This is a genomic window from Gelidibacter gilvus (assembly GCF_004115975.1).
In the GTDB taxonomy this organism is placed as follows: Bacteria; Bacteroidota; Bacteroidia; order Flavobacteriales; family Flavobacteriaceae; genus Gelidibacter; species Gelidibacter gilvus.
In genome coordinates this window covers 162787-175684 of the sequence record NZ_SDDZ01000007.1, presented here as the reverse complement: position 1 = coordinate 175684, position 12898 = coordinate 162787, and the positions used below count along the sequence as shown (strand labels likewise).

10 protein-coding genes are annotated in these 12898 nt (G+C 38.7%); 2 read left to right on the top strand and 8 right to left on the bottom strand.

Translation table 11 applies throughout. The features are described from left to right. Nucleotides 1–177 precede the first annotated feature (177 nt). Complete coding sequence (locus ESZ48_RS12930; RefSeq protein ID WP_129017910.1) at nt 178–4791, top strand: discoidin domain-containing protein; 4614 nt, start codon at nt 178–180, stop codon at nt 4789–4791. Nucleotides 4792–4867: 76 nt separating this feature from the next. Here ESZ48_RS12930 and ESZ48_RS12925 read toward each other — a convergent pair whose 3' ends face one another. From ESZ48_RS12925 to ESZ48_RS12895, 7 genes are all read right to left on the bottom strand, one after another. Beyond that, complete coding sequence (locus ESZ48_RS12925; RefSeq protein WP_129017909.1) at nt 4868–5095, bottom strand: (4Fe-4S)-binding protein; 228 nt, start codon at nt 5093–5095, stop codon at nt 4868–4870. A gap of 185 nt (nt 5096–5280) precedes the next feature. After that, on the bottom strand, nt 5281–5679 hold the full coding sequence (locus ESZ48_RS12920; protein WP_129017908.1) for a VOC family protein: 399 nt from the start codon (nt 5677–5679) through the stop codon (nt 5281–5283). A gap of 168 nt (nt 5680–5847) precedes the next feature. Further along, complete coding sequence (locus ESZ48_RS12915) at nt 5848–6711, bottom strand: TPM domain-containing protein (protein WP_129017907.1); 864 nt, start codon at nt 6709–6711, stop codon at nt 5848–5850. A gap of 10 nt (nt 6712–6721) precedes the next feature. Next, on the bottom strand, nt 6722–7159 hold the full coding sequence (locus tag ESZ48_RS12910; protein WP_129017906.1) for a TPM domain-containing protein: 438 nt from the start codon (nt 7157–7159) through the stop codon (nt 6722–6724). A 70-nt stretch (nt 7160–7229) separates the two neighbouring features. Beyond that, nucleotides 7230–7829, bottom strand: coding sequence for a LemA family protein (locus ESZ48_RS12905; protein WP_129017905.1), 600 nt, complete (start codon nt 7827–7829; stop codon nt 7230–7232). Nucleotides 7830–7841: 12 nt separating this feature from the next. Then, entirely contained in the window at nt 7842–8171 is a 330-nt protein-coding gene (locus tag ESZ48_RS12900) for a MerR family transcriptional regulator (protein WP_129017904.1), read from the bottom strand. A 1-nt stretch (nt 8172) separates the two neighbouring features. Next, nucleotides 8173–9144 (bottom strand): M23 family metallopeptidase, encoded by a 972-nt coding sequence (locus ESZ48_RS12895; RefSeq protein WP_129017903.1) that lies wholly within the window; start codon nt 9142–9144, stop codon nt 8173–8175. A gap of 220 nt (nt 9145–9364) precedes the next feature. Here ESZ48_RS12895 and alaS point away from each other — a divergent pair, with 220 nt between their 5' ends. Then, nucleotides 9365–11977 carry an alanine--tRNA ligase gene (gene alaS / locus ESZ48_RS12890; protein ID WP_129017902.1) on the top strand — a complete coding sequence of 871 codons (2613 nt, stop codon included), beginning with the start codon at nt 9365–9367 and terminating at the stop codon, nt 11975–11977. A 358-nt stretch (nt 11978–12335) separates the two neighbouring features. Here alaS and coaD read toward each other — a convergent pair whose 3' ends face one another. Then, complete coding sequence (gene coaD, locus ESZ48_RS12885; protein WP_129017901.1) at nt 12336–12791, bottom strand: pantetheine-phosphate adenylyltransferase; 456 nt, start codon at nt 12789–12791, stop codon at nt 12336–12338. Nucleotides 12792–12898: the final 107 nt, after the last annotated feature.

Genomic DNA, 12898 nt, shown 5'->3' with positions numbered 1-12898 from the left:
GTTTCAAAGACTCTGTTTTTTGTTAAATCAAATGCTTTGTCGGAAAAAACGGTAGTTTGACTTGAAAATGCTAGGACGTGAATTTAAGATTGTACTTTAAATGTAGGCTAAGCACATTCCTCAGATCTTCAAGCTTCCGCATAATTGACCAGTTTCCTAATTTAAATTCATACTACTATGAATAACCGTGCTTATTCAACTTTTATCTCTCTATTACTATTAATAGCTTTTAAAACTTTTGCTCAAAACCCTGGGTTAATTGGACATTGGAGTGAACCAATCCCTTTCCAAATTGTACCAGTTGCTTTAGCCAATTTGCCAGATGGTAGATTGCTGACCTGGTCATCCAAGTATCATGATGATTTTGGAGGTAACGATGGTTTTACCTTTACTCAAATTTTTGACCCTTCCATTGGCAAAGATGGTAGGGTTCTGCCAAGCACTAGGACAGATACCAATCACGATATGTTTTGTCCAGGTATTAACAATCTGCCGGATGGCAGAATTTTAGCTACAGGAGGAAGCTCCAGTCAACGTGCCAGTATTTATGACCCTAATACAGAAACCTGGATTAGGGCAGAGAACCTGAATATTGGAAGAGGCTATCAAGGTGCAGTTACCTTGGCAAATGGATCGGCGTTGACTATAGGTGGTTCCTGGAGTGGCGGAGCTTATGGAGGGAGAGCTGCAGAGATGTGGACGAAGGGATCAGGTTGGCGTGTACTTAATGGCTTGCCAGGTGAGTTACTTTGGAATACCAATGATAGGAACAGAGAGCCAGCAGGGACATATAGATTGGATAACCATGCTTGGCTATTTGCCGCACCTAATGGTAAAGTTTTTCATGCTGGTCCTGGTGAAACCATGCATTGGATTGATGTTTCAGGTAATGGTTCCTCAAGAGAGATGGGGCGAAGAGGCGATGATAGATCTTCAATGAATGGTAACGCCGTAATGTTTGATATTGGAAAGATTTTAAAAGTAGGAGGCACTGGCTCCTATGATGGTGGGAGTACTGGTAGTACTAAAGGTTATGTAATTTCTATAAATAATGGAGATGTTGTTTCAGTTTCTCCTACCTCAAATGATATGCAACATGCGAGAATTTATGTGAGTAGTGTAGTGCTTCCTACCGGAGAAGTCTTGGTTTTGGGAGGTATGAGAACGTCCAAGGTATTTTCAGATGCGGGTGCTTATTTGTCTGCTGAGCTATATAATCCAGATACTAATTCGTTTAGAACTTTGGCAAGTATGCAAGTTCCAAGAACCTATCATAGCGCGGCTATTCTATTAAACGATGGTCGTGTATTTATGGGTGGCGGCGGTCTCTGTGGTGACCATTGTCCTCCCGCAGGTGCTAATCATCCCGATGCGGAAATTTATAGCCCTCCCTACTTATTTAATGCTAATGGTCAGTTGGCGGTTCGTCCTACGTTAAATGCCCCATTGGAGGCCTTTTATGGAAGATCATTAGCTGTCAAAAGCACACCTGCCATTGCTGAATTTGCTTTCGTAAGAATGTCATCGGCAACCCATAGTGTTAATAATGAACAACGCAGAATTCCTGTAGCATTTACAGGAAGTAATGGGAATTATCAATTAGATATGCCCAATGCAAATTTGATGCCTCCGGGTTATTATATGTTGTTCGCAATAAATTCAGACGGAGTACCGAGCATTTCCAAAACCGTTTTGGTAGGTCCTCCAGATGCGATAGTTAATCCTGATAATTTATTGGTAGAATTTGAATTTTCTGAGGGAAGTGGATCTTTGATTGAAGACACCTCGGGGAAAAAAAATAATGGTCAAATTAAACAACGTGATAATAATGGGAATCCGGTAGCACTTAGTGGTGATTATTGGAATGAATTTGGTGTTCCAGGGACTTCCCTTCAAATGGATGGTTTGGAACACACCAGTAATTCGATTGTGGAAATTCCCTCTTCCGCCTCGTTAGCGTCATTGAAAAATAAAATAACGGTCATGGCTTGGGTCAATAGGAAGGAAGGAAGTGTCATTCCTCAAAATGGGAAAATTCCAAATGTGGCTATTTTTGCACATGATTATTCATCCTTTTTCTTTGGTTATCATAATTCAATGTATAAGTTAGAATTTTACACGAAGAGTGGTGGTCGGGCAAGTTGTTATATTGGAACATATACACCTGGTGAATGGGAGCATATTGTAGGGACTTATGATGGCGGTACTGCTATACTTTATGTCAATGGCCGAGAAATCTGTAGGAACACCGTAACAGGTGACTTAAGGATAAATACGCAAGACCCTTTATATAGCACATTTACACTTTCTGGTTTTTATGATAAACGTGCAGCTCCTGTTGTGAGTTATGGAAACAAAAGTGGTATTACTGATGAACTTGATGGCAGTATGGACAAGTTTAAATTATATAATGTTGCACTGACACAACAAGAAGTATTAAGCATTTATAATCAGGAGTTGGAATTAATTGACCCCATCATTGAAGACAACGCTTGTGAAAATTTAGCGATAGTTTATGAAATAAATGGTCAAAGAGGTAGTGAAACCATAGAAATATCGGTCACTGAGGGTGATGATGTTGGATTGTTCCTTAATTTAAATAATGTGGATTATACCGTGACCAATCCAGATGGCGCTGTTCTCAGTAGTCCTATCATTAATAATATCACCACCGCTCAGGCTGGGGTATATTCAATTTGGCCATCAAACCTCGCAGGAGGCGAGGAAGTGGCTCCAAAATTAATTTTTGTGGATAGTCAAGAGACTGTTGATGAAACTGCCCCTGCATCATATGCTCTGGATGGCAATCCTAATACCTATTGGCATACGGAGTGGTCTACAAAAGGAGGAGCAAACCCGGGATACCCACATGAACTGCAATTAGATATGGGTCCCAATTCAATATTGACTGGCTTTACTTACCTGCCGCGTCAAAATAATGAAAATGGAAGGATAGGTGATTTTGATATTTATGTGAGTAATTCCACATCCAACTGGGGCAACCGGATTGCAAATGGTATAGGAGGAAATAATAAGGATTTAATTACGGTTAGTTTTCCCGAAACTTCCGCAAGATATGTGCGCTTTGTAGCGCGGAAACCAGCTGTTTCAGGACAGGCTTGGGCATCTGCTGCGGAAATTACAGTTATCAGAGCAGTTGATGCAAAATGCGTCAAGACAATTCAGATAAATGTTACTCCTGCAATTACTTATATTTATAATGGTACATGGTCTCCGAGAGATCCAAGTGGTATAGCCACTTCAAATAATAATATCAGAATTATTTCAGGTGAAAGCGTAATTTCTAAAAATACCTTTTGTCATGATTTAATTGTTGAACCTGGTGCAGCTTTAACTGTGGATCAAGGAGTGAAAATAACCGCCAACACTATTACTTTAAAATCAACATCTCAGGTGTATTCTAGTTTAATTTTGAATGGTGAAATTGATAGAGCCATCAATTATGAGCGTTATGTCAATAAAATGGGAACTTCCGCAGGGGGTGGAAATGATTTAATTTCTGCCCCTGTAGAAAGTCAGGTTTTTGGATCTTTTGCCTCTGCAAATCAAGATCAATTGGCAACTACGGGAAATACATTAGCATTTGCGCCTTTTATTACTACTACCGGCTTCTATCAAAATTATAATATCCAGACAAATGCCTCAACAATAATAAATTCAGGAGTTGGCTACCGAGTCGCAACCACTCATGGAAGCACTTTAATCTTTACAGGTAGGACTAGTAAAACGAATGTTAATGTTCCTATTTCAAATGCATCCAAAGGAAAAGCTTGGAATTTAATTGGAAATCCATATCCATCTTATATTGATTTTCATACATTCTTTAATACTAATTTGCATGCTTTTGATGCCGAAGAAGCCTTTCAAGCAATTTATGGATATAACGGTGGTGCATCAGATAAATGGGAGATCTTAAATTTTGCTACAACCGAAGAGGGCGTTCTAATTGCGCCTGGTCAAGCATTCTTTGTTAAAGCAAAACCTGTTGGAGATATAATTAATGTCCAGTTTACACCAGCAATGAGGAGAATTGGAGCTTCTGATGATTTTATTCCTAACAGATCTTCAAGTTTATCGAAGGTATTAAGTACGCTTGAATTAAGCTACGCTTCCAGTACCGAATCAACGAAAATTTATTTTATCGAAGGAACCTCCAGAGGATTAGATCCGGGTTATGACGCTTCAGTTTATTCAGCTAAAGATGTCGATTTTTCAATATTTACCAATTTGGTGGAAGGTCAAACAGATCTTGACATTGCCATCCAGTCATTACCTTATGACGATTTTAACGATGTTATTGTGTCTTTAGGAATTAAATCTAAAGCGGGCGTCGATCTGAAAATAAATATTGATGCCCTTTCCACCATTCCAAAAAGTATTAATGTGTATTTGGAAGACAGGCAAGACAATACGTTGACCTTATTGAACAATGGCGCCTATACCTTTACACCAGAATCTGATATGAATGATGCGGATCGGTTTAGAGTACATTATTCATCTCGAACGTTATCTATTATAGATATGGATATTAATGATAATTTACGCATTTACACGACGTTTATTCCTAAGGTCTTGGTGATTAGAGGCCAATTGACATCAGCAACAACCGCACATCTTTATGACCTACAAGGCCGATTGGTTTTGAGTCAAGCTCTTAATCCTCATGTTACGGAGAACACCATGGATATCTCCACAATGAGTAGGGGTGTTTATGTTATAAAGCTTAATAACGACAATCAAGTTAAAACACAAAAGTTGATCATTAAATAATTTCATAACGAAATAACCTCATAAAAAAATCCCTTTGAAATTAAATTCAAAGGGATTTTCTTTTGACTGTTAATGATTAGGCTACTTTCTGATTAAGATAAACTTTCAGGGCACCTGATGGACATTTTCTGACTTGATCAATGATTCTTTCAGATGGAGCGCCATCTATGTCAATCCATGGGATTACTGAATTTCTAAATACATCGGAAAGTTCTTTCGCACAACGTCCAGCGTTGATGCAAACAGATGGTTCGTAAGTAATAGTAATATCGCTATTACTAAAATGATTAGCATTTGTTTCCATAAGTAGATCAATTTGGGGTTTGACTCTCTTTGAATTTAAATAATTTACATATAAATACTCTAAATCATCTATTAAAGGTATTAAATATCCGATAAAATGCAAGTGATTTAGAGTATAATCGATGAACGGCCTCTTGGCGAGGTACAAAATTAAGCATTAAATCCTGGTATAGCTATGAAAGTTTGTCATTGAATTGTTATGTCTTGTTGTGTGCTCACCGACCAATAGTTCCCAGCATAATCCATAAAAGCACCTCTAGCATCTGTGTCATCGGCTTTGGTTGTTGGCCGCTCTAAAAGAAGACAATCATTTTCTATAGCCAAATCAAAGGTTTCAAAAACATCGGGGACATAAATGTGCAACATCGCAGTAATAGCGGGATAATTTTCTGTACTGTCGCTGATCATCATTACAGAATCATCCAGTTGGAGCTCCAAGTGCATTATGGAGCCATCCTCTCGGTGATACCGTCTTAATTCCTTAGCATCAAAAACGATTTTTAAAAGATCGACAAGTTTTTCCGCATCGTCCACAATGAGATATGGCGATAGGGAATTGTAGTTTTTTGGTTTGTATGAAGACATATTAGAAGTTGAAATTGATACTTCGACAAGCTCAGTATCCTAGTTGAAGTTGAATTCGGAACATAAAATATTTTTAACTTAAACCACTGCCTGCCCGTCCGTAGCATTTGCGAATGCGGGACCACTGCTATCTGCAGATTGACCACTACCAGACTGCCAACTGAAATCCTACCATCCTCCAGAAGCGCCGCCACCTCCAAAGCCACCGCCACCAAATCCACCTCCGAAACCACCACCTCCGCCGAAGCCGCCGCCAAAACCACCTCCTGATGATCTACCGCCGCCGCCAAAACCGCCTCGTCCCAGATTGCTTAAGATTATGGCATCCCAGATACTAAAATCGCCGCCTCTCTTGCTGCCTGGCCCGCCACCACCTTTGTTGTTCTTGGAAATGGAAATCATAATGATGATGAAGATGATAAAGAGAAGGAAAATAAATCCAACGGGAATTCCCTCCTCCGAGTTGTTTTGTCGCGTGCCTTGATATTCACCGGTCATCACTTCAAAAATAGCATCAGCACCTCGATTGAGGCCGCCGTAGTAATCGTTTTGTCTAAAATAGGGGAGGATATCACGCTCAATGATCCGTTTGGACATGGCGTCTGTCAATAAATGTTCTGTGCCGTATCCTGTGCTGATCGCAATTTTACGGTCGTCTCTAGCCAACAGGATCAAAATGCCATTGTCTTCTTTTTCTTGCCCAATGCCCCATTTTTGTCCCCATTGTGCACCTAAGTAATTGATGTTTTCTCCTTGTGTAGAACTTATTATCGCAATAACAATCTGTGTGGAGGTAGTATCCGAATATTTTATCAGCTTTTGTTCTAGACTATTTTTCTGACTTTCGGATAATAATGGAATGAATTGGTAAACACTCGTTTGCTCCGTGGTTTTTGATGGTTTATCAGGGATGTTAAATTGGGAATATCCCAGTTGGATACTGCATAAAACCAACAGTACGCTAAAAAGAAAGCGTTTAAAAACGCTTTTTTTGAAATTATATAGTTCCTGACTGTTGACTGCTAACTGCATATTTAATTTATTATCCTATGGAGATATCATCAGAAATTTCATTTTTATCGCCGGTTTCCCATGGAAAATAAGTTTCCAATTGTTTGCCTGCTTTCAAAATGCCATCGACTAATCCTTGTTTGAAATGGCCTCTTTTAAAATGGCCTTGCATCACGTTTTTGGTGCTTTCCCAAAAATCATCATCTACAACATCGTTAATGCCCTCATCACCAAAAATCACAAAGTTCTTATCTTCTACAGCAACGTAGATCAACACACCATTTTGGAGTTTTGTATTGTCCATTTTAAGCATACGGAATACTTCCAATGCACGTTCATAGGAATCCTTTTTAGAGGTTTTTTCGAGATGTACACGTATTTCTCCTGAGGTATTCTTTTCTGCAGTTCTGATGGCATCAATCACTTGTTGCTCCTCTGCTGCGGTAAGGAAATCTTCTATTTTAGACATTCTTCTAGTTTCTTTTTATAGATATTTGGGCTTTGAATGCAAGTAGTAGTACTTGAATCATGAGACCGATTTATTTAAAATCAAAATCTACGTCTGGAGCGTTCTCAGCGCCTGCATCTGCCTTATAGTAACTCATGTCATCAAAATTAAAAAGACCTGCCAACACACTGTTAGGGAAGGTTTTGATGTGTTTATTATAAGGTTCCACGTTGCCGTTAAAACGATCTCTCGCAACGTTGATCCTGTTTTCGGTACCTTCCAATTGCGACTGTAATTCCAGGAAGTTTTGATTCGCTTTTAATTCTGGATAACGCTCCACAGATACCAAAAGTTTTGATAAGGCACCGCTTAATCCGCTTTGTGCTTCTTGAAATTGAGCCATGTTTTCTGGAGTCAAATTGTTGGCGTCAATGGTTGTAGATGTTGCTTTTGCTCTTGCTTCAATAACTTCAGTCAATGTGGTACGCTCAAAATCGGCGGCACCTTGCACTGTTTTCACAAGATTGCCAATAAGGTCATTACGGCGTTGGTAGCTGCTTTCAACATCGCCCCAGCTTCTCGTGGCAGTTTCTTTGAGTTCTACCGCTGTATTGTTAAAGTTTTTTCCCCAAGAGTAAAGTGCTATTGCAATTAATGCAATGATAATTACAGGAACGAGCCATTTTTTCATGTGATATTGGTTTTAGAGTTGTGTTTTAATTTTTATAAGTTGAGCTTTTATGCCTTTTAATTTACTGATAATTTCGAATGTGCTGAGCGCTTCTTGTTTTTGTTCTTTTAGATGCGTCTTTGCACCTTCAAGGGTAAACCCCCTTACTTTGACCAAATGGTAAATAAACTGAAGATTTTTTATGTCTTCTGGTGTGAACTTTCGGTTGCCCTTAGCATTCTTTTTTGGTTTTAAGATGTCAAATTCCTTTTCCCAAAATCGGATCAAGGATGTATTGACCTTAAAAGCTTTGGCCACTTCGCCAATACCATAATACCTTTTTTCTGGAAGATCGATCAGCATATTAATCCAGGGATTGATTTTCTAGGGCAGCGTGCTCCAATAATTTGCTGTATTCTTCGGCAGATAAGTTACCATAATAGAAATTGATAGGATTGATGCGATCATCATCCTTAAATACTTCATAATGTAAATGTGGCGCTTCCGAACGTCCTGTACTACCAACAAAACCAATTAAATCACCGCGTTTCACCTTTTGATTTGCACGTACATTATATTTGTACAAGTGGGCGTATAATGTGACATAGCCATAGCCATGATCAATGCGGATGTGGTTGCCATAACCAGTTGCAGAATTATCTGCCCGTGTCACGACGCCATCTCCTGCAGCATAAATTGGTGTGCCTTGTGGTGCGGTAAAATCCATGCCGTAATGAAACTTTCTAACCTTCGTAAATGGATCGGTCCGGTAGCCATAACCTGAAGCCATCCGAGTTAAATCGTCAATGTTTATAGGCTGAATTGCTGGAATGGATGCTAAGAATTTCTCTTTATCCTCAGCTAAAACGGCTATTTCATCTAAAGATTTGGACTGGACTACAATTTGTTTTTGTAAGATGTCCATACGTCTATTGGCTTCAATAATTATTTTTGAATTATCAAAACCTTCCAATGCTTTATACCGATTGATCCCACCAAAACCCGCTTTACGCTGTTCTTCTGGAATAGGATTGGCTGCAAAATAGAGACGGTAAATGGCGTTGTCACGTTGTTCAACATTGGCCAAAACAGATTGTGCCTCATCCATTTTTCTGTTAAGCAATTGATATTGCAATTCCATATGCTGGAGTTCTCTTGCCAAAGCACGTTCTTTGGGCGATTGAATGAACTGACTCGCCAAAAACACAAATAAGAAACCAAACAAGGCTGAGCCTAAAATGAAAATGGAGGCATACTTAAAAGTATTCCTTTTTCTACGCTCTATTTTCTTATAAGAGAGGGTATCAGAATCGTAATAATATTTTACCTTACTCATTTCCTAATTTATACTATTTTTGCACAGTTAAAAAGACTGTAAATGGTCTTTACACATGAACCAAACGAACAAACCTACAAAATATTTTATTTGTAAATTTAGTAAAACTAAATGATTCTCGATTAAACTAGGCCTGTGATATGCAAACTTTAAAATAAATTTGTGAAAAAATCCGTCATATCCCAATTTTAATATAAAAATAAGACATCAATTTATCAAAATGAAATCTCAAGACATACGTTCCACATTTTTAAACTTCTTTAAGGACAAACAACATAGTATTGTGCCATCTGCGCCAATGGTTTTAAAGGATGATCCTACTTTAATGTTCGTCAATTCTGGAATGGCACCTTTTAAGGAATATTTTTTAGGCAATGCACAGCCCAAAAATAATCGCATTGCCGATAGTCAAAAATGCCTTCGCGTTTCAGGCAAGCACAACGATTTGGAGGAGGTTGGTTATGACACCTACCACCATACCTTGTTTGAAATGTTGGGTAACTGGAGTTTTGGTGACTATTTTAAGAAAGAAGCTATTGCCTGGGCTTGGGAGCTCTTGGTGGACGTTTATGGAGTGGATAAAGACATCCTCTACGTCACCGTCTTTGAAGGTAGTAAAGAAGATAATTTGCCAATGGATCAGGAAGCTTATGATTTGTGGAAATCTTTTATTTCTGAAGATCGCATCTTGATGGGCAATAAGAATGATAACTTTTGGGAAATGGGCGAGCAAGGCCCATGCGGACCATGTAGTGAAATCCATGTGGATATCCGTTCAGCAGAAGAAAAAGCTGCTGTTGACGGCAAGACCTTGGTGAATATGGATCACCCTCAAGTGGTTGAAATATGGAATCTTGTGTTCATGCAATACAATAGAAAGGCCAACGGATCTTTAGAGCCATTACCACAAAAACATATTGATACAGGCATGGGCTTTGAACGTCTTTGCATGGTATTGCAAGGTGTGCAGTCAAATTATGATACGGACGTCTTTACACCAATTATCCGTGAGATAGAAACCATTGCGGAAAAACCTTATGGAGAGAATGAGGACGTTGACATTGCCATACGAGTCATTTCCGATCACGTACGTGCCGTAGCATTTTCTATTGCTGACGGACAGTTGCCAAGCAATACAGGGGCAGGGTATGTTATCCGTCGAATTTTAAGAAGAGCCATTCGCTATAGTTTTACCTTTTTAGATCAGAAAGACCCTTTTATTTACCGCTTGGTGGATGTGTTGAGCAAGAAGATGGGGGATGCTTTTCCTGAATTGAAATCACAGAAACAACTGATTGAAAACGTCATTAAAGAAGAAGAACAATCGTTTTTAAGAACTTTAGATCAAGGTTTGGTGTTATTGAACAGAGTAGTTGAAGAATCGAATTCTAACATTATTTCAGGTGAAAAGGTTTTTGAACTTTACGATACCTTCGGATTTCCGCTTGACCTAACGGCATTGATTCTGAGAGAAAAAGGACTGGAATTGAACGAAGAAGGGTTTCATCTTGAAATGAAAAAACAAAAAGACCGATCTCGTGCAGCCAGTGAAATGTCCACAGAAGACTGGACAGTTTTAATGGAAGATGACGTGCAGGAATTTATCGGGTATGATTTTCTTGAAACCAATGTGAAAATTGCGCGATACAGAAAAGTAGTTTCCAAAAAGGATGGCGAAATGTACCAATTGGTATTCAATCTGACGCCATTTTATGCCGAAGGTGGCGGACAAGTTGGTGATAAGGGCTATTTGACCGATAGCAATGGTGATATTGTTTATATTCTGGATACTAAGAAGGAAAGCAACGTGGCCATTCATTTCACTAAAAATTTACCAAAGGATCTAAGAGGAACTTTTAAAGCTTCAGTAGATGCAAAACAGCGCAGAAGAACGGAGTCCAACCATACCGCAACGCATTTGTTGCATCAAGCCTTACGTGAAGTTTTGGGCGAACACGTAGAGCAAAAGGGAAGTGCGGTACATTCAAAGTATCTGCGTTTTGATTTCTCGCATTTTTCAAAAATGACTCCAGAGGAATTAAACGATGTTGAAAATTTTGTCAATGCTCGTATTGATGGAAAATTGCAGCTTCAAGAACAGCGCAACATTCCGATGGAATTGGCGATTGAGGAAGGTGCCATCGCTCTTTTTGGGGAAAAATATGGTGATACTGTTCGTACCGTTCGTTATGGAAAATCGTTTGAGCTTTGTGGCGGTACCCATGTTAAGAATACCGCAGATATTTGGTATTTTAAGATTATTTCAGAAGGTGCAGTAGCCTCAGGGATCCGTCGTATAGAGGCGATCACAAATGATGCCGTAAAGGATTATTACCAAGAGCATGACCGTGCGTTTTATAAAATCAAAGGTCTTTTAAATAACGCCCAAGAACCCGTAAAGGCCATCCAAAACTTGCAAAGCGAGAATGCCGAATTAAAGAAGCAAATCGAGAGTCTATTAAAAGAGAAAGCCAAAAACTTAAAAGGTGATCTTAAAAACGAATTGAAAGAGGTTAATGGTGTTCAATTTCTTGCCAAAAAAGTGGATTTGGATGCCTCAGGAATCAAAGACCTCTCTTTTGAAATAGGCCAGCAATACGATAATTTATTCTTGCTGTTTGCAGCCGAAAATGATGGAAAGGCCTTATTGTCCTGTTATATATCCAAAGAATTGGTGGAAAGCAAAGGTTTAAATGCTGGCACGATTGTGCGCGAATTGGGTAAACATATCCAAGGTGGTGGTGGCGGACAGCCATTCTTTGCAACTGCAGGTGGTAAGAATCCTGCTGGAATTGAAAAGGCTTTGGAGGATGCGGAAGGGTATTTGAAATGATATGTTTCCACGGAAATAGGAGAGGAACTCTTTAAGTATTCGCTTTTTAGATAAATGGGCTACGATTATCAGGCAATTACGGGTTATCTTTTTTTAGTACTGTTTGTCGATAAAATGATTTTGAGAATTTATTTAGTATTATATTCAAGTTGCTATTAGTCAATTTTCTTGAAAAGCATCAGCTGTAAACATCATAGTCAAATATGGTTTGCTATTGATGCTTTTTTAATATGATATGCTTAATATAAGAACCTGAAGGTTAAGTTTAAAATCTGCTCAAACCACACCCTACAGTTGAAATAAAATTCAATCTCTTATACATATAAATGAATTCGGTAGATGATGTTATAAGGTAAGATTATTTGATAACAACACTCTCAGGTACCAAAACCGTATAATCCCCATTGTTTCTGATCACATCCCTAACAATAGAAGAAGAGATATAAGATGTACTTGCCGCAGTCAGTAAAAAGACAGTTTCTATCTTGGAAAGCTTTCTGTTAGTATGCGCAATGGCTTTTTCAAATTCGAAATCGGCGGGATTGCGTAAGCCTCTTAAAATAAACTGCGCATCGATTTCCTTACAAAAGTCAATGGTCAAACCCTTATAGGTCATCACTTTAACTTTAGGTTGATCTTTAAACGCCTCCTTAATGAAAATTAAGCGCTCTTCTAAAGTGAACATATATTTTTTATCGGCATTGATGCCAATGGCAACCACCACTTCATCAAACACTTTTAATCCGCGATTGATGATGTCAAAATGACCTAAAGTAAGCGGATCAAAGGATCCTGGGAATAGTGCTCGTTTCATCTATAAACCTTTATCATTCCCTCGTAGGAGGGAATCTTCATTTTTAATTTGATCTAAATATACAATTCTTTTTCAGAGAGATTTTACAGGTAATTTATCTCTAGGAA

Coding starts and splice junctions, on each gene's coding strand:
- ESZ48_RS12930 (WP_129017910.1), top strand. CDS start 178: ATGAATAACCGTGCTTATTCAACTTTTATCTCTCTATTACTATTAATA.
- ESZ48_RS12925 (WP_129017909.1), bottom strand. CDS start 5,095: ATGGAAACAAATGCTAATCATTTTAGTAATAGCGATATTACTATTACT.
- ESZ48_RS12920 (WP_129017908.1), bottom strand. CDS start 5,679: ATGTCTTCATACAAACCAAAAAACTACAATTCCCTATCGCCATATCTC.
- ESZ48_RS12915 (WP_129017907.1), bottom strand. CDS start 6,711: ATGCAGTTAGCAGTCAACAGTCAGGAACTATATAATTTCAAAAAAAGC.
- ESZ48_RS12910 (WP_129017906.1), bottom strand. CDS start 7,159: ATGTCTAAAATAGAAGATTTCCTTACCGCAGCAGAGGAGCAACAAGTG.
- ESZ48_RS12905 (WP_129017905.1), bottom strand. CDS start 7,829: ATGAAAAAATGGCTCGTTCCTGTAATTATCATTGCATTAATTGCAATA.
- ESZ48_RS12900 (WP_129017904.1), bottom strand. CDS start 8,171: ATGCTGATCGATCTTCCAGAAAAAAGGTATTATGGTATTGGCGAAGTG.
- ESZ48_RS12895 (WP_129017903.1), bottom strand. CDS start 9,144: ATGAGTAAGGTAAAATATTATTACGATTCTGATACCCTCTCTTATAAG.
- alaS (WP_129017902.1), top strand. CDS start 9,365: ATGAAATCTCAAGACATACGTTCCACATTTTTAAACTTCTTTAAGGAC.
- coaD (WP_129017901.1), bottom strand. CDS start 12,791: ATGAAACGAGCACTATTCCCAGGATCCTTTGATCCGCTTACTTTAGGT.